26 protein-coding genes are annotated in these 25,483 nt (G+C 62.0%); 4 read left to right on the top strand and 22 right to left on the bottom strand.

The genetic code is table 11. From position 1 onward, the window contains the following. Positions 1–38: 38 nt before the first annotated feature. Entirely contained in the window at positions 39–878 is an 840-nt protein-coding gene (locus I5S59_RS19760; protein WP_197878125.1) for an AraC family transcriptional regulator, read from the top strand. On the opposite strand, the gene I5S59_RS19755 is transcribed toward I5S59_RS19760, so the two are convergent. The 6 genes from I5S59_RS19755 to I5S59_RS19730 form a co-directional block, all read right to left on the bottom strand. After that, complete coding sequence (locus tag I5S59_RS19755) at positions 875–1,810, bottom strand: helix-turn-helix domain-containing protein (RefSeq protein WP_232239868.1); 936 nt, start codon at positions 1,808–1,810, stop codon at positions 875–877. The genes I5S59_RS19760 and I5S59_RS19755 overlap by 4 nt on opposite strands. Before the next feature lie 136 nt (positions 1,811–1,946). Further along, the gene (locus tag I5S59_RS19750) at positions 1,947–3,263 is read right to left on the bottom strand and encodes a hypothetical protein (RefSeq protein WP_197878124.1); all 1,317 of its coding nucleotides are present in this window, start codon (positions 3,261–3,263) and stop codon (positions 1,947–1,949) included. A 93-nt stretch (positions 3,264–3,356) separates the two neighbouring features. Beyond that, positions 3,357–4,805 carry an APC family permease gene (locus I5S59_RS19745; RefSeq protein ID WP_197878123.1) on the bottom strand — a complete coding sequence of 483 codons (1,449 nt, stop codon included), beginning with the start codon at positions 4,803–4,805 and terminating at the stop codon, positions 3,357–3,359. 276 nt (positions 4,806–5,081) lie between these two features. Further along, positions 5,082–6,569, bottom strand: a complete 1,488-nt coding sequence (locus tag I5S59_RS19740; RefSeq protein ID WP_197878122.1) for an aldehyde dehydrogenase family protein — start codon at positions 6,567–6,569, stop codon at positions 5,082–5,084. Continuing rightward, positions 6,566–7,108: a nuclear transport factor 2 family protein gene (locus I5S59_RS19735; RefSeq protein ID WP_197878121.1), complete on the bottom strand. Its 543-nt coding sequence runs from the start codon at positions 7,106–7,108 to the stop codon at positions 6,566–6,568. Before I5S59_RS19735 ends, I5S59_RS19740 begins: the two co-directional genes overlap by 4 nt. Continuing rightward, positions 7,105–8,247 carry an amidase gene (locus I5S59_RS19730; protein WP_197878120.1) on the bottom strand — a complete coding sequence of 381 codons (1,143 nt, stop codon included), beginning with the start codon at positions 8,245–8,247 and terminating at the stop codon, positions 7,105–7,107. Before I5S59_RS19730 ends, I5S59_RS19735 begins: the two co-directional genes overlap by 4 nt. A gap of 233 nt (positions 8,248–8,480) precedes the next feature. Between I5S59_RS19730 and I5S59_RS19725 the strand changes: the two genes are divergently transcribed. After that, positions 8,481–8,957: a MarR family winged helix-turn-helix transcriptional regulator gene (locus tag I5S59_RS19725; protein ID WP_128325473.1), complete on the top strand. Its 477-nt coding sequence runs from the start codon at positions 8,481–8,483 to the stop codon at positions 8,955–8,957. 392 nt (positions 8,958–9,349) lie between these two features. Here I5S59_RS19725 and I5S59_RS19720 read toward each other — a convergent pair whose 3' ends face one another. The 7 genes from I5S59_RS19720 to iacA all read right to left on the bottom strand — a co-directional run bounded on the left by I5S59_RS19720 (position 9,350) and on the right by iacA (position 15,062). Next, positions 9,350–9,847: a flavin reductase gene (locus tag I5S59_RS19720; protein WP_197878119.1), complete on the bottom strand. Its 498-nt coding sequence runs from the start codon at positions 9,845–9,847 to the stop codon at positions 9,350–9,352. An 11-nt stretch (positions 9,848–9,858) separates the two neighbouring features. Further along, on the bottom strand, positions 9,859–10,818 hold the full coding sequence (locus I5S59_RS19715) for a PDR/VanB family oxidoreductase (protein WP_197878118.1): 960 nt from the start codon (positions 10,816–10,818) through the stop codon (positions 9,859–9,861). 50 nt (positions 10,819–10,868) lie between these two features. Beyond that, positions 10,869–11,609 carry an SDR family NAD(P)-dependent oxidoreductase gene (locus I5S59_RS19710; RefSeq protein ID WP_128325476.1) on the bottom strand — a complete coding sequence of 247 codons (741 nt, stop codon included), beginning with the start codon at positions 11,607–11,609 and terminating at the stop codon, positions 10,869–10,871. 12 nt (positions 11,610–11,621) lie between these two features. Beyond that, positions 11,622–12,098 (bottom strand): aromatic-ring-hydroxylating dioxygenase subunit beta, encoded by a 477-nt coding sequence (locus I5S59_RS19705; RefSeq protein ID WP_197878117.1) that lies wholly within the window; start codon positions 12,096–12,098, stop codon positions 11,622–11,624. Positions 12,099–12,112: 14 nt separating this feature from the next. Next, positions 12,113–13,387, bottom strand: coding sequence for an aromatic ring-hydroxylating oxygenase subunit alpha (locus I5S59_RS19700; RefSeq protein WP_197878116.1), 1,275 nt, complete (start codon positions 13,385–13,387; stop codon positions 12,113–12,115). A 123-nt stretch (positions 13,388–13,510) separates the two neighbouring features. After that, positions 13,511–13,873 carry an IacB protein gene (locus I5S59_RS19695; RefSeq protein ID WP_128325479.1) on the bottom strand — a complete coding sequence of 121 codons (363 nt, stop codon included), beginning with the start codon at positions 13,871–13,873 and terminating at the stop codon, positions 13,511–13,513. A 16-nt stretch (positions 13,874–13,889) separates the two neighbouring features. After that, a complete protein-coding gene (iacA, locus tag I5S59_RS19690) occupies positions 13,890–15,062 on the bottom strand; it encodes an indole-3-acetate monooxygenase (RefSeq protein ID WP_197878115.1) in 1,173 nt (390 codons plus the stop codon). A 459-nt stretch (positions 15,063–15,521) separates the two neighbouring features. Between iacA and I5S59_RS19685 the strand changes: the two genes are divergently transcribed. Next, positions 15,522–16,151 carry an NIPSNAP family protein gene (locus I5S59_RS19685; protein WP_197878114.1) on the top strand — a complete coding sequence of 210 codons (630 nt, stop codon included), beginning with the start codon at positions 15,522–15,524 and terminating at the stop codon, positions 16,149–16,151. Positions 16,152–16,208: 57 nt separating this feature from the next. Here I5S59_RS19685 and I5S59_RS19680 read toward each other — a convergent pair whose 3' ends face one another. The 4 genes from I5S59_RS19680 to I5S59_RS19665 form a co-directional block, all read right to left on the bottom strand. Beyond that, a complete protein-coding gene (locus I5S59_RS19680; protein ID WP_332262089.1) occupies positions 16,209–17,564 on the bottom strand; it encodes an MFS transporter in 1,356 nt (451 codons plus the stop codon). Between the two features lie 201 nt (positions 17,565–17,765). Continuing rightward, positions 17,766–18,698, bottom strand: a complete 933-nt coding sequence (gene catA / locus I5S59_RS19675) for a catechol 1,2-dioxygenase (protein ID WP_197878113.1) — start codon at positions 18,696–18,698, stop codon at positions 17,766–17,768. A gap of 33 nt (positions 18,699–18,731) precedes the next feature. Further along, complete coding sequence (catC, locus tag I5S59_RS19670; protein ID WP_197878112.1) at positions 18,732–19,022, bottom strand: muconolactone Delta-isomerase; 291 nt, start codon at positions 19,020–19,022, stop codon at positions 18,732–18,734. Positions 19,023–19,036: 14 nt separating this feature from the next. Next, complete coding sequence (locus I5S59_RS19665; protein ID WP_197878111.1) at positions 19,037–20,158, bottom strand: muconate cycloisomerase family protein; 1,122 nt, start codon at positions 20,156–20,158, stop codon at positions 19,037–19,039. 281 nt (positions 20,159–20,439) lie between these two features. On the opposite strand from I5S59_RS19665, the gene I5S59_RS19660 reads away from it, so the two are divergent. Beyond that, positions 20,440–21,273 carry an alpha/beta fold hydrolase gene (locus I5S59_RS19660; RefSeq protein WP_197878110.1) on the top strand — a complete coding sequence of 278 codons (834 nt, stop codon included), beginning with the start codon at positions 20,440–20,442 and terminating at the stop codon, positions 21,271–21,273. 55 nt (positions 21,274–21,328) lie between these two features. Here the strand turns inward: I5S59_RS19660 and I5S59_RS19655 are convergent, their stop codons facing one another. From I5S59_RS19655 to I5S59_RS19635, 5 genes are read right to left on the bottom strand one after another with little or no spacing between them, the layout of a single operon-like run. Next, complete coding sequence (locus tag I5S59_RS19655; protein ID WP_197878109.1) at positions 21,329–22,087, bottom strand: SDR family NAD(P)-dependent oxidoreductase; 759 nt, start codon at positions 22,085–22,087, stop codon at positions 21,329–21,331. Next, positions 22,084–23,259, bottom strand: coding sequence for an acyl-CoA dehydrogenase family protein (locus tag I5S59_RS19650; RefSeq protein ID WP_197878108.1), 1,176 nt, complete (start codon positions 23,257–23,259; stop codon positions 22,084–22,086). Before I5S59_RS19650 ends, I5S59_RS19655 begins: the two co-directional genes overlap by 4 nt. Positions 23,260–23,287: 28 nt before the next feature. Next, on the bottom strand, positions 23,288–24,007 hold the full coding sequence (locus I5S59_RS19645) for a histidine phosphatase family protein (protein ID WP_197878107.1): 720 nt from the start codon (positions 24,005–24,007) through the stop codon (positions 23,288–23,290). Continuing rightward, entirely contained in the window at positions 24,000–24,374 is a 375-nt protein-coding gene (locus I5S59_RS19640; RefSeq protein WP_197878106.1) for a DUF6285 domain-containing protein, read from the bottom strand. The genes I5S59_RS19645 and I5S59_RS19640 overlap by 8 nt, the downstream gene beginning before the upstream one ends. After that, a complete protein-coding gene (locus I5S59_RS19635; protein WP_197878105.1) occupies positions 24,371–25,432 on the bottom strand; it encodes a phosphotransferase family protein in 1,062 nt (353 codons plus the stop codon). The genes I5S59_RS19640 and I5S59_RS19635 overlap by 4 nt, the downstream gene beginning before the upstream one ends. Positions 25,433–25,483 lie beyond the last annotated feature (51 nt).

The following is a 25,483-nucleotide window of genomic DNA, read 5'->3' as shown; positions in this document are numbered from 1 at the left end:
CTGCCTAATAATAAGAAGTTCAGCGGTAGGTCCAGCTTATGCAAAAAGTGCATAGCAACTCGGCGCTTTTCACCACCTGTGAACAGCCTTGGTTTGTATTGAATTCCTCGCAGTATTCGGTAATAGCATCCGCGCACCCGGCCATTTCGCATTTTTATGCGCTGGATGTAGCCCAGTCCACCAATGTCATGTTGGCGATACCCGACGGCTGTGTGGATATTGTCGTGGATTGTGACAGTACGCGGCCCACCGCACGGGTATGCGGCACCCCCTTACAAGCCAGGCAAGTAGAACTGCTGGAGAATCACCATTATTTTGGTGTGCGATTTACCCCGGGAGTCATTCCGGGTTTTATCAATGCGCTGGCTGAAGAACTGACCGAGCACGAGCTCGACTTGCTGGAGGTGACGCCACTGGCCCGGCAGTTTTTCGACGAAGTGATTAAAACCCCTGTGCTCAGTGAACAAATGAAGGTTTTCGAGCGCTGCCTGGTTCCTGATGCTTTGCGTAAAACCACGGGCCTGACCACGTCGGTGATCCAGACCGTGCTTGCACACAGAGGTGATATCCGCATTCAGCAACTCGAAGAACGCAGTGGCTATACCACCCGCACCATTCACCGGCAGTTTACCCAGGACACGGGCATGACACCCAAGGCGTTCTGCCGGATCATCCGCTGCCAGGCGGCGCTGCAGTCGATCAACAGTGAACAGGATCTGTCATTTTCGGAATTGGCGATGGAGCTTGGCTTTACCGATCAATCGCATTTTCTGCGCGACTTCAAAAAGCTTGTGAGTACCACGCCCCACGACTATCAGCAGCGCATCACCCAGGGGGCGTACACACAGCGGCTCATGCAATCGCGCGCAGCCGCTTAATGACGGGGCGTTTCCGACGGGTGCTCACCAAACAGCGCTTTGTAATAACCGGAAAAATGCCCCAGGTGAGTGAAACCGAAATCACTGGCAATACGGGCCACGGTCACTTCATTGGCACAGGTCATGCGCAGTCGCCGGCGGGCGGCGTTGAGCCTGACTGACCGCAGGTACTCCACCGGCCGCAAGCCGGTCACGCTTTGAAAACTGCGTTGCAAGGTGCGTCGACTCACGTTCAGGCGCTCGCATAATTCCAGCACCGAAATGGGCTCATCATTGTGAGCCAGCGCCAGTTCCTGACTTTGCTTGACCAGGTAAGCACTGACCATGTGGTTGCCTGAACGACCCTCTTCACCCTCTACCCGGTGATCGAGCAAATCCAGCATGCATTCCAGGGTCAGGTCTTCGAGCAGGTTTTCCGGCATGAACTGGTTTTGCAGCGCGGCGATGACTACATCTTCCAAGCGCTTGCGCACGGCGTGCAGTACGTCCTGACGCAACTCCAGGCGTGAGACCCGCGCCAGGCGACGCATTTCGCTGTCTGAAAACTCCCGGGCCGCGAGATTTTCCAGACGAGAGGCTTCTACCGTGATCGCCAGCAGGTCCATACCCTCTGCCGCTTGCACAAAAAATTCCTGGCCACTGTGAAGAAGCGTGACACTTTCAGTACCCAGGCTCTTGCCCTGAAACACTGCCAACTCACCACCGCACTTGGGCATGGCCAGGCACAACCTGCCCAAGGGCGCGACGCCGCGCTGGACCACGCGCTTGTTCAGGGACTCTTGAAATATCTGGAAACGTTCGCCGGTGACGTGTTTCAGCACGGTTTGCACGTGCCCGGTGCTCAATTGATCGTAGGTTTGCTGCCACCCCACGATCGCACCGGCGTGCAAATGTACATCGTCAAAGCTTTTCATCTGGGCAAACATCGCCATCGTTACCACCTGTTATTTACTTGTAACAAGTTGTAAGCAAGCTACAGGCCAAAAGTCCTTCCCCTTACCAACCACTCATCTACCGAGGACGGACGGTCGAATGCCGGCGACCGTCCTGCGTCGTCCTGCGTAGCCGTTAAAACGGTACCGCTACGGTCAGCTGGCTGTAGACGTTGGTGCCGTTGCCGTTTGACTGATTGCCACCGGTACCCAGCGCGCGGTCCGGTTGGTACAGGCCCACCAGCGGTGTAATGATCAGGTTGGGCGAAACCGCCCATTCGGCATACAGGTCAAGTTCGTCTGCATCCAGGTTGAGCTGGCTGCGCGCGCCCAGGGTGTTGAAGTTGAAATACAACACGCCAAGGGTGAGGTTTTCGAGTGGATTGGCCTTGAGCGCCAGGTGCTTGATTTCGGTGTTGCTGTTGAACGGCCCGGCGTAGTTGGCCGCTACCTCACCCTGGAACCAGGTGCCGTAACCGGTGCTGTAGCCAGTGAATAGCGGGTCCCAGTTCTGCGAATAGCGGGTGTAGCGGGCGGTGATGCTCGGGGCCCAGACAACATCGGCAAAGCGGTAGCCCGCTTCGGCGTACCAGGCGGTTTCCTGATCGCCCTTGGCGTCTTCAACGGCATATTCAAAGCCAAAGCTGGCGTTTTCGATACCGGCATTGCCCTCACCGCGCAGGCTGTAGACATCCATGCCGTCGCGGCGCTGCTGGAACTCGCTGGCCCACTGGTCGACCACGTCGATGCCGTGGATGTAGGTCAGGCCGAGGGTGCCGACGGGCTGGGTGTACTCCAGGGTACCAACGGCCAGCTCGGTTTCGGCCTGGGCGCGGTTGTCGGACTTGAGCCAGGCCGCACTGCCGTGCAAGCCCTGATCACCGCCCAGGCGAACCACGGCGGTGCGGTCAAAGGCATGCCGTGCCCCCAGATAGTACGCACCACCACGGTTCAGGTCGCCGTCGGCCAGGCCCTTGCCCAGGTTGGGGCCGTCGTCGTTGATCAAAAAGCCCTGGCCGGCCTTGAAGATCTGGCGGCCGAACGACAGGTCGACACCGTCCTTGCCCAGCGGCGCGAAGGCATCACCGGAGCGCCAGCCAAGGTAGGCATCTTCGATCTTGGTGGTGCGCTCGCTGCCGTCGGTGAAGCCCCCCGCGTCACCGTCACCCCAGGTACCGGAAGACACCATGGCAAAACCACTGTAGGCGGAACCGGCGTTACCCAGGGCGGTGTCGGCCTTGACCCCGTACTTGATGAAGCCTTCCCGCCAATGCGAACCACCCTCGGTTCCATCGTAGTTTTTACGGCTGTTGAACAGCCCGTACGCGGCCAACCCTTCAAAGCTGACATGCGTATCCGGCGTGTCGACCAGGGGAATTGCCTGGGCGCTTTGAAAAGCACCGGACACAGCAATACTTGCGGCGATGCCGCACAGAGCAAGACGCGAAGACATGGTAAGAAATCCTGACGACAGAATGATGCGAGTGGTGGCTGGCCGTTACTTGAGCCGCGCATCGGCCCACGACGGACCGATGCGCGCTGCGCTTCAGGCGGCGTGGTTACCCAGGCCGCTGAACCTTAGGGGAGCAACGCTGCGCAGGCGTGCAGCCAGTCCGATGCCCAGTAGCGCGGCCACCGGAACAATGGTGCACAGCGCCAGCGAAAGCGTGGTACTTGCACCGGTCAGCACGTCAAAGTGAATGACCGCAGTGATCAACACAGCGAGCAGCGCCACGCCGGAGAGCGCCGGCAGGATGAAACATTTGAGCCGGCTGTCGGCCAGGTGCGGGTTGGACTTGAAGAAGCCGATGACCGCCAGCGATGTCAGCACCATCAGCAGAATCAGGCACAGGGTGGCCACGTTCGAGAACCAGGAGAACAGTTGCAGTACCGGGTCGGCACCTGCCAGGGCAAATACGGCCAGGATGCTGGCGGCGATCAGCGACTGCAGACCGGACCCCAGGTGCGGGCTCTGGTGTTTCTGGTGGGTGGTGCCCAGCTTGGCCGGCAGCAGGCCGTCACGGCCAATGGCGAAGAAGTAGCGCGCAGCAGCGTTATGGAACGCCAGCAACCCGGCAAACAGACTGGCCACGAACAACAGGCGAATGGTATTGGTCAAGCCTGCGCCTACGTACTGGTCAGACAAGGCGTACAGGAAGGTGGTCGGATCCTGCAACGCCTGCAATGTGCTGACCAGGTCATCCGCGCCAGCGCCGACGACCATCGCCCACAGCGACAGGGTGTAGAAGCCGCCGATCAGCAACACCGAAAGGTAGGTGGCCTTGGGAATGGTGCGCTTGGCGTCCTTGGCTTCTTCGCTGTACAGCGTCGACGCTTCAAAGCCGATAAAGGCCGCAAAGCAGAACAGCAGGCCAATGGACGGGTTGCCACTGGTGATGTGCGCCGGCGTGAAGGCATCGGCGTTGACACCGTGCGCGCCCCCACTGCCAAGAATCGCCACGTCCAGCACCAGCACCGCAACGTACTCGGCGATCACGGTGATCGACAGCACCCGCGCCGACAGGTCGATGTTGCGGTAACCCAGGCAGGCAATCAGCCCCAGGGCGACGGCGGAACACACCCACCAGGGCAGGCTGATGCCGAACACTTCGGCCAGGGTGCCGGCGACAATGGCGCCGAACAAACCGTACATGCCAGCTTGCAGCACATTGTAGGCAACCATGGCGAGCATCCCGGCGGCGCCACCGGCCAGGCCACCCAGGCCACGGGAAATCAGGGCGTAAAAGCCACCGGCATGGGTGATATGGCTGGCCATGCGGGTATAGCCCGCAGCAAAGCAGAGCAGCACCACCAGGGTTCCAAGCAGTAAAGCAGGCGTTCCCGCGCCATTACCCAGCATCATGCCAATAGGGAAACCACCGGCCAGTACGCTGAGCGGACTGGCCGCCGACAGCACAAAGAAGATGATCATGGCAACACCAAGGCTGCCACGCCGCAGCTCCGTGGAGGAGCCGTCGCGCAGGGATTCGCTCATGTTTTTATACCTTGTTTTATGAGGCAGTCTTCGCGGGATTTAAAGCCGCTTCGCTCTTGCACACAGAGCGTTGCGGCGAGTTATTGTTATGACCTTCAGGCTAAGTGCGATGCTAGGCTTCGCCCTGCCCTGCGGCTATCCCAAATTGGCCGCATTTGCGCCGCTTGGGGGTGTTTCCGAAGGCTCGCGACCAAAGGCAGAGGGCCCGGCCGGCGTGGCGTGAGCGGCAATGAGAAGCCTTGCTGTCACGCCGCTGCCGGGCGGGCTGGAAACGGATCAGTAACGGATCATCACCGACTTCAATTCGGTGAACGCCTCGATGAAGGCGCTGCCGAATTCACGGCCGATCCCGGACGACTTGCTGCCACCAAACGGCACGGCAGGATCGAGGAAGGTGTGCATGTTGACCCAGACCGTGCCCGACTCGATGCGCGGAATCATCCGCAAGGCCTTGGACAGGTCGTTGGTCCACAGGCTTGCACCGAGGCCATACGGCGTGTCGTTGAGCAACTCGAGCAGCTCTTCGTCGGTGTCGAACGGCATCAGGCAGACGATCGGCCCGAAGGTTTCTTCAGTCAGGAACAGGTCGTCGGGGTTGGTGGTGCGCAGCAAGGTAGGCTGGACGAAATAACCCTTCTCGCCCACCGTATTCCCGCCCGTCACCACCTGGTTGCCCTCGCCCATGCGCGCGAAGTAACCGACGATCTTGTCGTAATGCGCCTTGTTGGCCAGCGGGCCGAACTGCACGCTTTCATCCAGTGGCGAGCCGATTTTCATTGAAGCCAGGGCCGCGCCGAGCTTTTCCGACAGCTCGTCGATGCGCGAGCGGTGTACATAGATACGCTCGGGCGATGCACAGATCTGCCCCTGGTGGGTAAAGGCCGTCATCAGCAACCCGGGGATGATCTCATCGATGTTGACGTCTGCCAGCAGTGCGGCCGGGTTCTTGCCCCCCAGTTCCAGGGTCACGCGGGTCAGCTTCGACTTCATCGCGGCAGCACCCACGGCGATACCGGTGGGCACTGAACCGGTGAACGACACCTTGCGCACCGCCGCGTGCTCGGTCAGTTGCTGGCCCACCTGGCCTGCCCCGGTGACGACGTTGATCGCGCCATCAGGCAGCCCCACCTCTTTTGCCAGCTCCACCAGCCGCAACAGGCTCAGCGGCGAGAATTCGCTCGGCTTGAGCACAATGGTGCAACCGGTGGCCAGCGCCGAACCCAGTTTCCACACGGCGATCAGCAGCGGGAAGTTCCACGGCACGATACCGGCCACCACACCCACTGGCTCGCGCCGGGTGAACGCGGTGTAGTGCTCGCCGGCCATCGACGGCAACGACGGGGTGATGCTTTCGCCGTTGATCTTGGTGGTCCAGCCAGCGAAATAGCGCAGGAAGATCACCGATTGCGCCACTTCCAGGCCGCGGGCCACGTTGATGGCCTTGCCCGAGTTCAAGGCTTCGAGCTGGGCCAGTTCTTCGCCATGGGCTTCGATCGCATCGGCCAGTTTGTTCAGCAGCACGCCGCGCAGGTACGGCGAGGTCTGTGCCCAGCTTCCCTGGAACGCCCGGGAAGCGGCAGCGACGGCCGCATCGACCTGGCTGGCCGAAGCCTGTTGAACCCGGGCAATCACCTGCTCGGTGGCCGGGTTGATGATGTCGATCGCACCGGCTTGCCCGTCGACAACGGCGGCGCCATCGATAAAGCTGCCCAGCGGTTTGGACAGGAATGTCACCACGCTGTCGAGAAGCGCTACTTCGGTCATTGCAATTCACCTTGTTCTTGTTGAGTCGTTGCAGTGGGCACCGGCAACGGCGCCTCGCTGTTCCAGGCGCTGGTTGGCCGCCCGAACAGGTTTTCAGTCTGGAAATGCGCCATGCGCCACTGGCCCTCTTCAAATGCAAAGCGGACCGTCAAGCGTGCGGCATTGAGGTGTGAGGCCTGGTTGGTGAAGGTGCTGGTTTGCAGCATCACCCAGCTGCCGGTTGCCTGCTCGCCCGCCACGTCGATCAGCTCGCTGGTCAGGAAGTGCACGTTCAGGGCGAAGTGCGCCGGCGGCTGCATGTAGGTGGCGAACATGGCGCGGATCGCCTCGCGCCCCCGGTAGCCGCCAAAGCTTTTTGCGTATTTGGCGCCCTTGCCTTCCCACACCGCATCACGGGTGAACAGACCTGCCAGTTCATCCAGCGGGGTGTTGGCATCCAGGGCATCGCACAGCACCATGTAGCGATTCATGCAGGCCCGTACGGCGTGCTCGGATTCAAAGCGCTGCAGGCGTTGTTGCAGTTCCTCAAGGCTGCTCATTGCCCAGCCTCCAGGGGACGGCCCGGGTTTTCTGCGATGCGCTGCACCAGCAAGGTCGCCGCTGCCAGCAAGGCTTCGTCCGCGCCTTTGGCCCCCACCAGTTGCAAACCGACCGGCAGGCCCTGGGCGCTGGTCAACGGCAGGGTCACAGCTGGGTGCCCGGACAGGTTGAACGGCCGCACCAACGACGTCATGCCCAGCACTGCGCGGGTGTCGGCGGCGTCTTCGACCCGCAGCGGCACGTCGGGCATGGTCGGCAGCGCGAGGATGTCGCAGTGCTGCAACGCCGCATCGACTTGTGCACTGAAACGTTGGCGAACGTGCTCGGCGTCTGCCACGGCAGCGTCCGTCATGCTGCCGGCTGCCTCCAGGCGCCCGGCGATATCGGCGCCGACCTTGCCGCCGGCCAGCAAATGTCCGCAGGCGGCATGGGTTTCACGGTTGATAATCACCATGCCTGCACTGTAGGCCGCTTCGAAATCGGCGCATTCAACCGCTTCCAGCACCTGACCGCTGGCGTCCAAGGCAGCCTGTACCGTGGTCTCCACCGCTGCGCTGGCCGGCACCTTGAGCACGCCGACCTTGACGCTGGCCGGGGTACGGGCCGGGGTGAAGCCCGGATCGATGATGGTCATCGCGGTGATCAGCATCGGTAGCGTGGCTGCAAACGGGCCTACGCAATCGAGCGTGGTAGCGGCAGGCATGACGCCTCGGCGGCTGACCCGTGCGAAGGTCGGCTTGAAGCCGAACACCCCGCAGCAACAGGCCGGCACCCGCACCGAACCACCGGTATCGGTACCCAGGCTGAAATCTGCCAGCCCTGCGGCCACCGCCGCAGCAGATCCGCTGGACGAACCACCGGGAATCAGCGCCGGGAAGCGCGGGTTCACCGGAGTGCCGGTGTAGTGGTTGATCCCGGTAGTGCCAAAGGCCAGTTCATGCAGGCTGGTTTTGCCGGTAATCCGGCAGCCGGCATCGAGCAGGCGCTGGACCACGTCGGCGTGCTGCGCGGCAGGCTCGGCCTGCGCCAGGGCACGGCTTGACGCCCGGGTCGGTGATCCGGCGATGTCGATGGTGTCTTTCACCATCACGCTGGGGCCGCTGCCCCCCAAGTTCAACGACTCAACCACGATTGCCATTGCACACCCCTCGTTCGCAGGCGCGCGCACCGCGCGCCAATAATGCTTAAAGCTGCTTTTGTTTACATGAATAGTCAACTGAATATTCACGCATTAGATTGGCGGACTATCGGCCGAAACACGCACAGTGGCTAGCCAGAGCGATGTGTGCGCTTTGGTCGCAGCCAATTTCGGGGTGCCCTTATTACGGGAAAAGTCTATGATTGGGCACCCCTTACTTCAGTCAGTCATTTATGAGCCCGACCAAGAAGCGCCACAGCCGCTACGACCCCTCCAGCGAAGACTTCCGTAAAGAAGATTTTCCGTTCTACTGGCTCGCCCGCGTACACGGCCAGTACACCCAGAACATGGAGCGGCTGCTCAAGAAGGTGGACCTGGATGTCGCCCGCTGGCGCGTCCTGTGGATCCTCAACCAGAATGGCCAGTCGAGCATTTCCGAGATCTCGACCCACGCCATCGCCAAGCTGTCGACCATCACCAAAATCGTCTACCGGATGAAGGAAGACGGGCTGATCGATACCGCCCAGAGCACTGAAGACGGCCGTGTCACCCAGGTGTGCATCACGCCGCTGGGGCTGGCGACCATCGAGCGCATGCAAGGCGTTACCAGCGAGCTGTTCAAGCGCAGTTTTGCCGGCCTGACCGAAAGCCAGGTCGAGCGCTTCAACAAGACCCTGGAAACCGTCTTCCACAACCTGGAAAGCTTCTAAAATCGCCCTGTAGACGCGTGGCTTGCCCGCGAAAAGCGATGACGCGGTGCATCAGGGGCACCGCGGCGCCCGGTTCGCCGGCAAGCCTGGCTCCTACGTCGACACCACCTGTAGGAGCGTGGCTTGCCCGCGAAAACGATAACCCGGTGCATCAGGGGCACCGCGGCGCCCGGTTCGCCGGCAAGCCCGGCGCCTACGTCGACACCACCTGTAGGAGCGAGGCTTGCCCGCGAAAAACGATGACGCGGTGCATCAGGGGCACCGCAGTGCCCGGTTCGCCGGCAAGCCTGGCTCCTACGTCGATGGCTTGCCCGCGAAAAACGATGGCGCGGTACATCAAGGGCACTGCGGAGCCTGGTTCGCCGGCAAGCCTGGCTCCTACGTAAGAAGATTCAGCAGGCTTTGGACGCCTGACCAAGCCGGTGGTAGGCACGGTTAAAGTACACCAGGCCTTCGTCCGCACCGCCGTGGCGAATGGCCAGGACTTCACAGTAGAAGATGCTGTGCGAGCCCACTTCGTGCACCTGGGCAATCCGGCAGTCGAAGTTCACCAGCGCGTCGAGCATCACCGGTGCACCGCTTTCCAGGGAGGTCCACGAGCTCGTCGCAAAGCGCTCATCCATGCTCAGCGCCTTGTTGGAGAATGCACCGGAACGCTCCTGGTGGGTGGCGGCCAACACGTTCACACACACCACCGCGTTGGCCTGGAACTGGGCATTGGAAGGCGACGCGCGGTTCATGCACACCAGCAGGGTGGGCGGCGAGTCGGTAACGCTGCACACCGCCGACGCCGTGAAGCCGAAGCGGCCGGCCTCACCGTCGGTGGTAATGACCGAAACGGCACCACCGAGCATCGCCATTGCATTACGAAAGCTGGTCAGGTCTACCATGGTCGTTCTCCTCAAATGTCCAGCACGAGTGTTTTCGACTTGGCGCGCGAGCAGCACACCAGAATCTGGTCGTTGCCGGCTTTTTCTTCGTCGGTCAGGTACACGTCACGGTGATCGGGCTCACCTTCAAGCACATCGCACAGGCAGGTACCGCACACACCCTGCTCGCAGGATTTTTCAATCTTGATGCCGACCTTGGCCAGGGCATCGAGAATCGACTGGCCCTCGGCAATTTCCACGGTCTTGCCACTGCGTGCGGCAACCACTTCGAAGCTGGCGCCACTGGCATCCACCTCGACCTGGAAGTATTCCTTGTGGATGTGGTCCTCGGCATAGCCTTGCGCGCGGGCACCGCCGATCACCCAGTCCATGAAACCGGACGGGCCGCAGGTGTACATGTGCACACCGGCTGTACCGGCACCGAGCACCTTGGCCAGGTCGAGCTTCTGCTCGGGTGCTTCGTCATCGAAATGGGTCACCACGTGCTCGGCAAATGGCGCGTCCTGCAGTTCCTGCAAGAAGGCGCTGCTGCGGCGCGAGCGCCCACAGTAATGCAGCTCGAACGCCTCGCCGCGCTCATGCAGCGCATAGGCCATGGCGATCATCGGCGTGATGCCGATGCCGCCGCCCAGCAGTACCGAGCGCTGGGCGTTGTCGGCCAGCGGGAACAGGTTGCGGGGCGCACTGATCTGCACCTCACGGCCTTCGACCAGGATGTCATGCACACTCACCGAACCGCCGCGCGAGGCCGGGTCTTTCAACACACCCAGGCGGTAACAACTGACATCGCTGGGGTTGCTGCACAGCGAGTATTGGCGAACCAGGCCCGGGGCCAGGTGGATATCGACATGGGCGCCGGCCGCAAACGCTGGCAGCAGCGCCCCGTCAGCACGGGTCAGGTCGAGGACGACTACGCCGTCCCCTTGCAGTACGCGCTTGCGTACCACGACATTCAAAAGCTCTTCATTCATGGCATTCGCTCCATGTAGTCGGGAGGGCCACCGCAGTGGCCCGGGTTGGCTCAGCGCATGAACAGGCCGCCGTTCACGTCCCAGGTCGCCCCGGTGGTGAAGTAGGCTTCAGGCCGCGCCAACTGAACGATCAGGTCACCGAGGAAGTCCGCATCGCCAAAGCGCTGCACCGGGATGTTGGCGCGCAACGCATCGCGTTTGTCGGCCGGCACCGCCGCATGCACCGCCGGCGAGTCGATCGGCCCGGGGGCGATGGCATTGACGGTCACACCGCGGCTGGCGAACTCCTTGGCAAAGATCTTGGTCAGGGTCAGGATCGCGCCTTTGCTTGCGGCATAGTGCGCACCCGTTGCGGTACCACCGTTTTGCCCGGCCAGCGACGCCATGTTGATGATCCGCCCGTAACCGGCGTCGGCGAGGTAGGCACCGAGCACCTGGCAGCCGAGGAAAATGCTGCGCAGGTTCAGGCCCACCACCGCATCGAACTCTTCAGGGCTGATCTGCATCAGCGGCGTGGTCTTGGTCACCGCCGCGTTGTTGACCACCACGTGCAGTGCGCCGAAGCGCGCCAGCACCTGGCTCAGCGCCTGCTCGAAATCGGCCTTGCTGCCGACATCCAGCTGCACGGCCAGGGTGCGTTCACCGGCAGGATCCAGCAGGCGTGCCGACGCTTGCGCGGCGTCCAGGCTACGGTCGCTGACTACCACCTGGTAGCCGGCTTCAAGCAACCGGGCGCAGAACGTCTGGCCCAGGCCCTGGCCGGCGCCGGTCACCAATGCGACTTGGCTCATCGCAGTGCTCCCTTAGAGGATGTAGCCGATACCGGCGAGGGTATCGTCACTGTTGATCAGGCTGATCAGCTTGCGCTGGATCTTGAAACTGCCTTCGTGACGGACCAGTTCGTAGGTCAGGTCGGCGGTGTAGTGCTTGAGGCTTTCCTTGCGGAACTCGCGGATGTTCTGCGCGCAACGCACGGTCAGGTTCATGCCGTCATCGACCAGCACGCGAAAACGCGACAGCGAACGCACCGTGCGCGGTTGCGGGCTGGTGGAGATCGACTCGCCGCCGATCAGTCGCTGGACCCGCAGCTTGCGCATGTGGTGATCGTCGTAGGCGTAGTTCAGGGTGTTCTCGAAATCGGTTTCCTTGGGATTGATCGGGATGATGTACGTCCCCTTGTCAGTCCACAGGTTGAGCCAGGCGTCGTATTCGCCATGGTCGAGCATGTCGCCTTCCTGCCAGATGAAAGCGGTGACTTCTTGCAGCAATTGCAGGTTCATAAGGTTCTCCACTCTCAAGCCGACATCATCTTTTTCCACTGCTGGTAGGCCGCACGCATGCCGGTTTCGGCACTGACGTCGGATACCAGCCCATCTTCGCTGGGCTTCTCGCCCGGCAGGCCGCGGTTGAGCATGATCCACAGGTCTTCACCGGCGTTGGCGCCCTTCTGCACGCGCTCCCAGGCTTCGGAATCGTCCGGCGTGCCGAAGCCCATCGGGCCCTGGAAGTGTTCGTGCAGGCGCAGGCGGTAGCGGTTGGCCACGGCCGGGCCGCCGTCCATGGTGATCACCGAGTGGTGGATCTCGGTCTCGGTCACCGAGATCGGCTGCAGCACGCGGAAGAACGCCATCGAGCAGGCAACGTTGGGGAACAGGTTGAGGTTGAAGCCCGAACCGCCCACGGCGCGGACGATGCGACGTACCTGCTGCTCTTCGATGCCTTCGTCACGCAGCTCGGCGGCCAGCGATTCGAAACGCTCGGGAATCGGCTTGTCGAGGGCGGCTTCGAGGTCGACCAGGTCGGGAATCATCACCATCACGCTGTGGCCGTTGCCCAGGTCCTCGACGTAGCCCGGGCCTTCGACGAAGTCGAACAGCTCCAGGGTCTGTTCGTCGACCGACGACAGGAAACTCTTGTGCACCAGCGGGAAGTGGTAGGCATCGGTGGTGTTTTCCAGCTGGATCTTCCAGTTGCCCGGGAAGCGGAAACGGTGCTCGCCCGGCACCTTGATGCCGTAGCCGGCGCCCTGCTTCATGAACAGGTCGATCCACTTCTTCGCCGCACCGAGGAAGTCGCTCAGCGGCTCGATGTCGTCTTTGAAGGTGGCAAAAATCATCCCGTTGTAGCTTTCCACGCGCAGGCTCACCAGCGGCAGCTCAGCCTTGTCGATGCAATCGGCGTAGCTTTCCGGGTGCGGAATGCCGCGCAGCGAACCGTCCAGGGCATAGCCCCAGCCGTGGTACGGGCAGACAAAACTGGCGGTCTTGCCTTTCTTGTGTTCGCACACGGTGGCGCCACGGTGGCGGCAGCGGTTGAGCAGCACGTTGATGTTCTTCTTGCGGTCGCGCACCACGATCACCGGCTGCTTGCCGACGTAGGTGGTCTTGTAGTTGCCGGCTTCCGGCACTTCGCTTTCGTGGGCGACCCACACCCAGGTGCTGTAGAAGATTTTTTCAAGTTCAGCGTCAAACAGCGCCGGGTCGGTATACAGCGAGGTGTGGACGCGGTCAGCCTTCACCAGTTCGGCAGGGTCGACCGCCAGGTTTACGGCGGGAATCAGATTGCTCACGGTATCTCCTTGCCGGACGAAATTCCGGCAACACTTGACCGCCTGTTGCAATTAGCCATCGCAACAACGGGACTTTGTTTTTTTAAATGCAGTGGTTCGTCGTTCGCGGCACGTTGCCGTCAATCACGTGCGCTGGATAATCAGCTCACGGCCGACACGCGCCTCGACTTTTGCATAGCGCCACAGTTTGTAAGGGGTCTCGCCCACCGCAGTGGTGCGGAACAGGTTGCAGGCGGCATGCACGGTCTCGATATCCGGGACATCGGCCAGCAGGTACGTGGTCCAGGGGAAGCCGTCAGACGGGCCGACCATGCTTTTGTCATCATCCATGTTGCCCAGAACTTCAACGCCAGGCAGGTCATGGATACCGTTCCACATTTCGCTAAAGGCTGCCCAGACTTGCAGTTGTTCTTCACGCGGGGCGTCGAAGAAGTTCTGGTTGATGCCCATGCAAAACAACACGCGCAATGCTTTTTTATCGCTCATGATCAATTCTCGGTAATTAGATATAGCCAGGAAGCGGTTGTTTGCCGAAGAAGATCGCTCCGGCATTCTGATAAGTAACGTCGCCCATGAACGCGTGTTGCGTGACCACCTGCGCATCATTGACGCAGCGCGCCAGCGGGCTCTCGTTGTAGACACCGGTCATGCCCGAAAGCATTTGCGCGGTGCGCGCCACGTCGGCCGCAACGCGGGTGGCGTGGGTCGAAGAAAGTCGCAGCAAATTGGTCGTCTCGGCCGGCACCGGGTTACCGGCCAGCACGTGATCCCAGGCCTGCTCGATCGACTCGTAGAAGAACGCGCGTGCCGAGCGCAACGCAGCTTCGGCCTTGGCGATGTCGACCTGGGCCAGCGGGCGGTCGGCCAGTGCCGGGGCACCGGTCACCGAGATTCTGCCGCTGGCCATGCCGGCCAGCTCGTCGAGTGCGGCGCGGGCGACGCCCAGCCCCACCACCGAAAGCACCTGGGTGGCAAACGACAGCGACGGGTAGCGGAAGAACGGCTCGTCGAGGTTGGCCGCCCCGCCGCGGACAAACGTCCATTGCTCTGGGACCACGACGTCATCGATCACCAAGTCGTGGCTGCCGGTACCCAGCAGGCCGACGGTTTCCCAGGTCTGGTCGATGCGTACCTTTGATTGCGGCATCACCGCAATGCGTGGCAGGTCGAACTTGTCGCCGTTTTTCGGCGCGATGCCCACACCGACGATGTCAGCGCCCATGGAACCGCTGGAGTACTTCCAGCGCCCCTTGACCTGAAAGCCGCCGGGTACCACTTCGGCAGGCTGCGGCGGGAAGATGCCGCCGGCAAACACGATGTCCGGGCCGTTGGCATACACCTGGGCAATGGTCTCCAGCGGCAGGGCCGCGAGGTAGACCGGGCTCATGCCAAAGCTGGCGACCCAACCGGCCGAGCCGTCGGCATGGGAAATACGCTCGATCATTTCGCAGAACTGCGCCGGCGAGCATTCGTTGCCACCAAAGCGCCGAGGCACCAGTGCGCGGTACACGCCCTGCGCCTTGAAGGCGTCGATGACATCACGGGAAATGTGACGCTGGCGATCAAACTCACCCAGCCGGGCACGGGCCCGAACACCGTCAAGCAGCGCTTCAAAGGCAGGACCACTGGATAGCGCAGACACAGGAGCTGCGTCCGGCACGCTAAGCGGATTCATAGGAACACTCCGTCTTCAGTCACGGTTAAGGGCAATGAGCAAGGGGCAAGAGGACGTAAAAGCCCTCGGGGCTGCAGCGTGACTGCACGCCAGTGCTGCGGGTGCCGGCGCCTGTTCACAGGCACCCGGCTGCTTGGGACAAGCGGGATGGGTCGGCATGATCGAGTACCTTTTTTGTTTTGGTGCCGTGGAGCAAATGTGCCTCCATTTACGTGAATAGTCAATGGATTATTCACGCTTATAACGCGGCAAAAAATCGAGCGGAAAATGTAGAAAATGGTTTATGAAAATGTCTCATATCTTTGTTTTATATGAATTTTTTATTCAGTAAATTTCTAGTCAACGTCATTCGATCTCGAAAAATACTGGAAATTTATTTTATTTTTTTATTGAACCGTCTATTCAACGACAGGCCCTCACGCCATGATGCCTCGCCACTGAAACCCCGAGGAGTTGCACATGAGCCATCAGCTGTACGAGTTGATTCGTCTGACGTTGCGCGTTCGCACCGTCCCCCTCGCCCTGCCGCGCTTGCAGGCAGCACTGTCTGAAGCGCTTGAAGGCGTCGAACTGGTGGGGTGCTGGGTCTCCGAGATCGGCCCGCAAAACACCATTGCGGTGATGCGTAGCTTCGCCTCAAGCGAAATCAGGGACGCCGAACGCCAGCGCCTGTTGCTGGCAGCGGATGGCCTGGGCATTGGCGAGTACCTGTTGCACCAGCACATCGATGACTACTGCCTGTTCCCGTTTCTGCAGCCGCTGCCACCCGGCCCGCACGGCCCCTTTTATGAGTTGCGCGAATACAACCTGGTGCCTTCTGGCCTTGAGCCGACGCTGGAGGGCTGGAAAAAAGCAGTGGGACCGCGCACCGATGAGGCGTACTCGCAGGTTTATGCAGCCTTCTATGCCACCAGCGGGCGGGTGCCGCGCTACCTGCATATCTGGCCCTACGCGAGCCTGGAGCAGCGTCTGGACGTGCGCACGCGTGCGGTCAAGGACGGTGTCTGGCCGCCGGAAAACTCCGCCCCGCAACTGCAGGAAATGAACTCGGTGGCGTACCTTCCTGCCGCGTTTTCGCCTTTGTCATAAGTGCCAGCCCGGGCAGGCCTTGCTCAGCGCGCAGCCTGCCCGGGCCAAGCCACCACGTCAGTGGCTTGCGGACTGCTCGGCCTGCACGCTCTGGCGGAAATGGGTGCAACCTCTGCCCAGCAGGAAAATCGCCAGCAACGAGGCAACGGCGATCACCAGCGACATCGACATGCCGACGGCTGCAGGCGAGCCGAAATAGCGATCCGTGAGCATCGCCACCAGCGTCGTGCCCAGGCCCAGCCCGATCAGGTTACTGACCAGCAGGAACAGCGCCGACACCTGGGCCCGCAGCTGGTTGGGTGCCAGGATCTGCATGGCGGCGGCCGATGTCGGCATCGGGAACGACGCGAAGAACATCGCCGGCACCAGCAAGCCGACCGACAACCACAGCGTACCGACCTGAGTAAACAGCACCGCCGGTACCACCATGCCGACCGCGCCAATCACCCCTGTGCGCATCGCCGCGTCCTGATAGCCGCGCTTGGCCAGGTAGTCGGTGAGCCAGCCGCCGAAGAACACCCCGGTGGTGTTGGCCACCAACAGGACGATACCGAGCATGTAACCGGCGTCCACCGGGCTCATGCCAAAGGTGCGCATGTAATACGCCGGGGTCCAGCTCATCATGCTGTACAAGGCCATGGCGTAGAACGAAAAGCCCACATAGTGGCAGAAGAAGGTCTGGCGATGGCGGCACAGGAACCGCAGGCAATCCAGCATCGAAACACGTGACGGTGCACCGTGTTTATCCGCCTTGATGCCCTGGCGCGCCGGGTCGCGCACGGTGAGCCAGATCAGCAAGCCGACCAGCACCCCGGGCAACCCGACCAGAAAGAACGCCAGCTGCCACGCGCGCATCGCGCCCAGCAACGGCAACTCGATGGCCTGGGTGTTTTTCAGCAGGTCGATGACGTAGCCGCCGACCAGAAAGGCAATGCCCCCGCCCACGAACGAACCAATGGAGTAGATGCCTACGGCACGCCCCAGCTTTTCCTTGGGGAACAGGTCGCTGAACATCGAGTAGGCCGACGGCGACAGCGCTGCCTCCCCCACGCCAACGCCGATACGCGCGAGAAACATCTGCAGGAAGTTTTTGCTTACGCCACAGGTGGCCGTGGCGAAACTCCAGAACACCACGCCCAGGGCGATGATCTTAGGGCGTGAAAAGCGGTCGGCCAGGTAGGCGATGGGCATGCCCATGAACGCGTAGAACAGTGAAAACGCCAGGCCATGCAACAGGCTGAACTGGGTATCGGTGATCTGCAGGTCGGCTTTGATCGGCTCGATCATCAACGCCAGTATTTGCCGGTCAACAAACGAGAAGATGTACGCGACCATGCACAAGCCAACGACATACCACTCGTAAAGGTAGCGTTTCTGTTTCAGCACAACGGGCGCTACGGCTTCTATATTCACGATCACACTCCCACGGGGTCGATCTGAACGCACGGCCAGGCGCACGCGTGATCAACACCACGCTTTATTGAATTTATTGTTAGGCGTGAGTGCCAGGGGCAGGAGAACAACGAACATCAAACGGTGCGGGGTAGTTTGTAGGAGCTCCGCGCCTGCCGGTCACCAACCGGCAGGCGCGAATAAACCAGCTGCGTTGCAGGCTTACTCCTGCAATGCACGCGGGCGCTGGCTGCGCTCGGTGGCGCCGGCGTCCTTGGCGTCCTGCAACTGGAAGCTGAACTCCAGATCGGCAAACGGCTGACCTTCCAGCCCGCGCTCGCGGGAGGCCTGGGCATCGTTGTTGAAGTCCAGGCGCCCGACCAGGCCGTCACGCGTGGCGTAGGCGAAGTCGTCCCACAGGTACTGATCACCCTCGAAGTTGATTTGCGTGGTCAGGTGACGGTAGCCCGGCGCCGAGATGAAGAAGTGGATGTGCGCCGGGCGCTGGCCATGCCGGCCCAGTTGATTGAGGACTTCCTGGGTGGTGCCGCTGGGCGGGCAACCGTAGCCGCTCGGCACGATGCTGCGCGCACGGTAGCCGCCCTGCTCGTCGGTGAGGATGCGCCGACGCAGGTTGTACGGCGACTGGCTGGAGTCGAAGTAGGAGTACGTACCCTGGGTGCTGGCGTGCCAGACGTCGACGGTGGCGCCGGCAACCGGGTTGCCCTGCGCATCGAGCACACGGCCCTTGAGGAACATCACCGTGCCCGGGTCGGTGCCGTCGTCCATCCGCGCCTCGGTCTGCGACAGCGGCGCACCGGCAACGTACAGAGGCCCTTCGATGGTACGCGGGGTGCCGCCGGTCAGGCCGACCTGGGCGTCCTTGGCGTCCTGCAACAAGTCCAGGAAATGCTCGATACCCAGCCCGGCGACCAGCAGGCCGGCCTCCTGGTTAGTACCCATGCGGTTGAGGTAGTCCACCGCCTTCCAGAATTCGTCATCGCTGATTTCCAGGTCTTCGATCAGCCGCGCAGCGTCCTGAATGATGCGCAGGACGATCTGCTTGAAACGCTGGTTACCCTGGTCGTTATTGATACCGGCCACTTCATTGAAGAAGTTCTGGACGTCGGCAGTCTGAGAAATTTTCACGGTCATGGTTATTACCCGTCTTATTGTTATTGAAGGTGATCAACGATCGTCAGCATGAATCGAGGACGGATGGCGGCAGAGCCCATCGATCTCGATGTCCATATAAGGAAACAGCGGCAGTTGCATCAGCGTGTCGTGCAGGGCCTCGACACTGGGCACATCAAATACGCTGTAGTTGGCGTAGTGACCGGCAATGCGCCACAGGTGACGCCACGTGCCTTCCTGCTGGAGGCGCTGGGCCAGTTCCTTTTCCTCCGCCTTGAGCTTGGCCGCGGCATCCGGTGCCATGTCGGTGGGGAGTTTTACCGTCATCTTTACGTGAAACAGCATGGTGTCTACCTCTATCAACGGCGAACAAAACGTGCCAGACGCTCTTCGTCCAGCGTCAGCCCCAGGCCTGGGGTGCGCGGCACGTGCAGGTGGAAGTCGCGGTATACCGGGGCCTCGGTGACGATTTCTTCGGTGAGCAGCAACGGCCCGAAGAGCTCAGTGCCCCAGGTCAACTGATTAAGGGTGATGAAGGCATGGGCCGAGGCCAGGGTGCCGACGCTGCCTTCGAGCATGGTGCCGCCGTAAAGGGCAATGCCTGCCGCCTCGGCAATCTGTGCGGTGCGCAGAACGGCACGCGGCCCGCCATTCTTGGCGATCTTCAGGGCAAAAATGCTGGCGGCACCGTCGATGGCCAGGCTCAGGGCATCCTCGACGCTTTCGATCGATTCATCGGCCATGATCGGCGCCGGGCTGACCTGATGCAGGTGCACCTTCCCTGCCCGGTTGTTGCGCGAAATCGGTTGTTCGATCAGGTCGATACCGTTGTCGCCCAGTACCCGGCAGGCGCGCAGGGCCTGGGAAATGTTCCAGTACTGATTGACGTCTACGCGCACGCTGGCCCGGTCGCCCAGGGCCTTTTTGATCGCGATCACATGGGCAAGATCCTGGTCGACAGGATTGGCGCCGATCTTCAATTTGAAAATGCGATGGCGGCGCAGCTCGAGCATCTGCTCGGCCTCGGCGATATCACGGGCGGTATCGCCGGAGGCCAGGGTCCAGGCCACTTCCAGGCTGTCGCGCACACGGCCGCCGAGCAACTCGCTGACCGGCAAGCCAAGGCGCTTGCCCTGGGCATCGAGGAGTGCCGACTCAAGGCCGGATTTGGCGAAGGTATTGCCCTTGGCGATCTTGTCCAGCTTGAGCATCGCCGCGTTGATATTCCCGGCGTCCATGCCGATCAAGGCCGGCGCCAGGTGCGCGTCGATGTTCTGCTTGATGCTTTCCGGGCTTTCGTAGCCATAGGCCAGGCCACCGATGGTGGTGGACTCACCGATGCCTTCGATGCCGTCGGCACAGCGCAGCCTGATGATCACCAGGGTCTGCGATTGCATGGTGTGCATGGCCAGCTTGTGCGGCCTGATGGTCGGCAGGTCGACAATGAGGGTTTCGATGCGTTCGATCACGGCATGGGTCATTGCAAGCTTCCAGAGGCTGGGTGTCCGGACGTCGTGTGACGCGTTGGACTGTTGTTTTTATGAGCTTTGCCCAGCTTTGCACATCGCCATAATTACGTCCAATATCAATTGAATATTCCACTATACTCAGCGGGTATGGTACCCCCTTGACTGGTAGGGTCGGCACGCCCGGCTACACTCTTACGCGGCTCAAAATGACGGCCCGCAGTCACCGGAGCGGCCGCTTCGCGCCACCCCAACCCTTCAGCCACAGCGATCCAGGCGAGCACAGGAGTTAGGCCATGAGTACCTTTACTACCCAAGACGGCACCGAGATCTACTACAAGGACTGGGGCGACAAGGAGGCCCAGCCGATCATGTTCCACCACGGCTGGCCGCTGAGCGCCGACGACTGGGACAGCCAGATGATGTTCTTCCTCGGCAAAGGCTTTCGCGTCATTGCCCATGACCGCCGCGGCCACGGGCGCTCATCGCAGACCTGGCAAGGCAACGAAATGGACACCTATGCCGATGACGTGATTCAGCTCACCGGCAAGCTGGACCTGATCGGTGCGGTGCATGTCGGGCATTCGACCGGTGGCGGCGAGGTGGCTCGTTATACGGCGCGGGCCAAGCCTGGGCGGGTATCGAAGGCCGTGCTGATCGGTGCGGTGCCACCGATCATGGTCAAGTCGGAGAAAAACCCCGGTGGCCTGCCGATTGAAGTGTTCAACGGCTTTCGCGAGGCCTTGCTGGCCAACCGCGCGCAGTTTTTCCTCGATGTACCGGCCGGTCCGTTCTATGGCTTCAATCGCCCGGGCGCCAAGGTGTCGCAAGGCATCATCGAGAACTGGTGGCGCCAGGGCATGATGGGGGCCACCAAGGCTCACTACGATTGCATCAAGGCGTTTTCCGAAACCGACTTTACCGAAGACCTGAAGCAGATCCAGGTGCCGACCCTGGTGATGCACGGTGAGGATGACCAGATCGTGCCCATCGACGACTCCGCCCGCTTGGCGATCAGGTTGCTCAAGCACGGCACGCTGAAAACCTATCCGGGTTTGCCTCACGGCATGCCGACCACCCATGCGGACCAGATCAACGCCGATCTGCTGGCATTTATCCGCGACGAGTAATTACCGGGCAGCGATAAAAAAAGCCCGCGTTCCGCCGCGGGCTTTTCAGGGTTGTTCAATACGCCGACAAGCCGCCGTCCACGGCAATGGCCTGCCCGGTCATGTAGCCGTTCTCGCGGGCGCAGAGCATCAGCATCACCGCGACCACCTCGTCAGGTTCGGCAAAGCGCTTCATCGGCGAGCCCTGGGCGAGGAAGTCCTGCTTCTCGCCCACTTCGCTGTCGGTCACCATCGGCGTCGCGCTGTAGAACGGGCACACGGCGTTGATGCGAATGTTCTGCCGGGCGTATTCAACCGCCGCCCCTTTGGTCAGCCCGACCACGGCATGCTTGGCAGCGCAATAAGCGGCCAGTTTCGGTGCACCGCCAAGCCCGGCAATCGAGGCGACATTGAGGATCACCCCGCTGCCCTGGCTGAGCATCTGGCGGATCTGGTACTTCATGCCGAAGAACACGCCTTTGCCGTTGACTGCGAAGCTCTGGTCCAGCTCGGCCTCGGTGGTGTCGATGAAGGCTTTCATCGGCGTGAGGATACCGGCGTTGTTGACCCCGATGTCCAGACGCCCGAAATGCTCCACCGCGACATCGACCAAGGCGCTGACCTCGCTTTCGCGGCTTACGTCACAAGCTTGAGCGACGACACTGGCGCCTGCCTCACGCAACTGTGCGGCGACCCGGGCCAGCCCGGTCTCGTTGCGGTCACCCAGCACCAGCCGCGCGCCCAGGCCTGCCAGACGCCGCGCCAGCAGTTCACCAAAACCACTGGCTGCGCCGGTGATCATCACCACCTGGTCCTGAAACGTACCCGGGTTCATTGCTTGTCCTCGGTGAAGCGCGACAGCACTTTTTTCGCCAGGCTCATGCGGTGCACTTCATTAGGGCCGTCATAGATGCGGAAACTGCGGGCATCGCGGAAGATACGCTCGACAATCGTCTCGCCGGTGACCCCCTGCCCGCCCAGCACCTGCACGCAGCGGTCGATGACCCGCCAGATACCCTCGGAGCTGATGACCTTGGCCATGCTCGACTCGACGTTGCCGCGCTCGCCCTGGTCCAGCACCCAGGCGCAGTGCCAGATGGTCAGCCGGGTGCTGTGCAGGTCCATCTCGTTGTCGGCAAGCATGAAGCCTACCCCCTGATGTTCGCCCAGCGTCTTGCCAAACGACTGGCGACGACTGCCGTAGCTGCAGGCTACTTCATGGGCACGTCGGGCCTGGCCGAGCCAGCGCATGCAATGGGTCAGGCGCGCGGGTGCCAGGCGCAACTGCGCATAGCGAAAGCCCTTGCCGATTTCGCCGAGCACGTCAGCAGCCGGCACCCGCAGGTTTTCCAGGCGCAGCACCGCGTGGCCGCCGGCAAAGCAACTGTCGAGCGAGTCCATCATGCGCTCCAGAATGAACCCCGGGCGGTCGGTGTCGGTGAGAAACATGGTGGCCGTGCCGTCTTCCATGCGCGCCATGATGATCGCGACGCTGGCGCCTTCAGCGCCGGTAATGAACCACTTCTGGCCGTTGATGAGGTAGTCGTCGCCGTCGCGGACCGCCGTGGTGGTCATCATCGAAGGGTCCGAGCCAGCTCCGGGGCTGGGCTCGGTCATGGCGAAGCACGAGCGGATGTGGCCCTGCACCATCGGTAGTAACCAGCGTTGCTTCTGGGCGGGCGTTGCGACCAGCTCCAGCAGGTGGATATTGCCTTCGTCGGGGGCGTGAATGTTCAGGGCAATCGGCCCCAGCGGCGAATACGCGGCTTCTTCGAAGATCACCGCCTTTTCCATGTGGCTCAGGCCCAGCCCCCCCATCTCAGTGGAGGCATGCGGCGTCAGCAGGCCATGGGCACGGGCCTTTTCAACCAGCGCCTGACGCAATTCGGCGTTCGGGCCGTGGGCGGTCTGGCGCGGGTCGCGCTCCATGGGCACGATTTCTTCGGCGATAAAACGGCGGACCTTGGCCTTCAGGGCCAGCAGCTCGGCAGGGAGTGCAAAATTCATGGTGATATTCCTTGGCGTCGAAGTGAAATCAGGCGTGCAGCCCGCGCGGGTCAATGGTGCTGTACAGGTGCTCCATGACGGTGTGCCCGATGCCGACCTTGGTCGGGTCATAGGGGGTGAAGTTCTGTGTACGCACCAAAGCGCGCACGACGCGGGGGCCGTCCATGTCGATGTCCATCACATTGAGGCAGGCGTGGTCCTGCTCGAAGGCGGCCAGCCCCTGCAAACCTGCGCCCGTGGCCCAGGCCAGGAGGATGCGGTTGACCGCGTCATGGCTGACGACCAGCGCGCTGTGCCAGTCAGGGTCTGCCAGCAGCCGGTTGAACTGCGACAGGACCCGCGCCTGGAACGCGGCCCAGCCTTCACCTCGCAGAAAGCGCCCGCCTTCCCAGGCGGCGCGCTGGTAGGCCCCGGTCACCTCGTCGTGCAGCGAGTGCGTGGGGATGTCGCGCAGGCGCCCGGCGCGAATTTCGCGCAGTCCGCTCAGTTCATCGACCGCAAGCGTGCGGCCGGTTATCAGTTGATCCAGCGTCTGCCTGGCGCGGGGGTAATCCGAGCACAGCGCACGGTCGAACGGCACATCGCACAGCACCTTCCCCAGCGCTTGCGCCTGCACAAGGCCTTTAGCCGACAGCGGTACGCTGCGCGGATCGAGGGGTTTGCCCGCGTCATCGAAATAGTTCACGTGGCCGTGGCGCACCAGATAACAACGGCGGCGACGCAACGCGCCTGCAGCGAGGTCATTCATCAGCCAGTACCTTGGGGTTGTTGATGTTCAGCTGTTCACGGTTACTGCGCCGCAAGGCATCCAGCAGGCAGCGCCGGGCATCACCGTCGGCGTCGAAGGCCCCCAGGCGAATGTGCTCGCTGAGCACGGCTTTCGCCTGTTCCAGCGGCAACGGTGGCTGCCCCAGCAGCGCTGATACCGCGTTCAGCGCCTGCCACTCCGCATCGTGGCAGGCTGGCGACTGGTCCAATTCGCGGCCGGCAATCGCCAAGGCGTTGGCGATCATCCGCGCCTCGTAGTGCAACGGCGGGGGTAAGGCCGGCAGCAACTGGCTGAGCAGCAGCTCTCGGGCGCACGCCAGCAAATCGCTCACAATATGTTGACTCATGGCTGCGGGCCTCCGGTCAGGGCGAGGATTTCGTGTTCAAGGGTGGGCACCAGGCGGCCCGTGAGCAGCAACTCCAGCGAGCGCTGCTGCCCGGACAGATGGCGCTGCTGTTGCTGCAAGGCAATCACCGCCCAGCGCAGGTGGGCCATGACCTGCCAGAACAGCAAATCCTCACCCGTCAGGCTCAGGTCACTGATGCTGTGGTAACCGACAAGCAAGTCCTGCAGTTCGCCAATACCGCCTGCCGCCAGGTCCGCGCGAGCGAAGCGCCAGCAGCGCGCAGTAAACCAGCCAAGGTCCTCACGCGGATCGCCCCAGCCGGCAAACTCCCAATCCAGCACGCCGGTCAGCACGCCGTTGTCCAGCAGGTAATTGCCGGTGCGGTAGTCACGATGGATCAGGCATGAGGCCAAGGGCGCGGGTTTGTTGATTTCGCACCAGCGCAGGCCCCACTCCAGCACCGGGTGGCGCTCGGGCAAGGTGTCGAGAAACGCCCGGTAGCGGTCGACGCTGTCTTGCACCGGGTCGCTCACCGGCGAGCCGAGGAAGCCGAGGCCGCCCTGCGGCGGAGTCACTTGATGCAGGCGTGCCATGCAGGCGCCGAGCTGGGTGCAGATAGCACGGCGTTGTTCAGCGCTGAATGCAGTGGTGGTCAAACCGAAGCCACTGGCACTGCCGGCCAGTGCCTGCATGATAAAAAACGCCCGGCCAATCATCTGTGGATCCTGGCAGAGCCACAGGGGCTCAGGCACGTTGACGCCGGCCTGGTGAACCGCGCGCAGCACGGCGAACTCCTGCTCACGGCTCATGCTCGCCGCCACCGCAGAGGCGGCATCGGTGCGCAGCACCCAGCGCTGGCGCAGCGGCCCCTTGGCCTCGTGCACCACGGCCTCGATCAGCCAGTTTTCCTGGATGGCGCCCCCCGACAGGCGCTCGCTACGTTCAATGACCACCGGCCTGCCATCGAGCTGCTCACTCAGGTAGGAAGCCAGCGCCTCATGGGCTTGCGCGATGTCTGTCTGGGCGTAGTCACGCCGCAATGGATTACTGCTTGGCATAGTTGCTCGATCTCGCAATTTGAAAGCTGCCCTGCTCGGGAGCAAGATCGA

Origin of the sequence: Pseudomonas alkylphenolica, assembly GCF_016009175.1 — a bacterium.
GTDB classification, from domain to species: domain Bacteria; phylum Pseudomonadota; class Gammaproteobacteria; order Pseudomonadales; family Pseudomonadaceae; genus Aquipseudomonas; species Aquipseudomonas alkylphenolica_B.
Note: the sequence above shows the minus strand (reverse complement) of the source record. Positions and strands in the feature narration are given on the sequence as shown.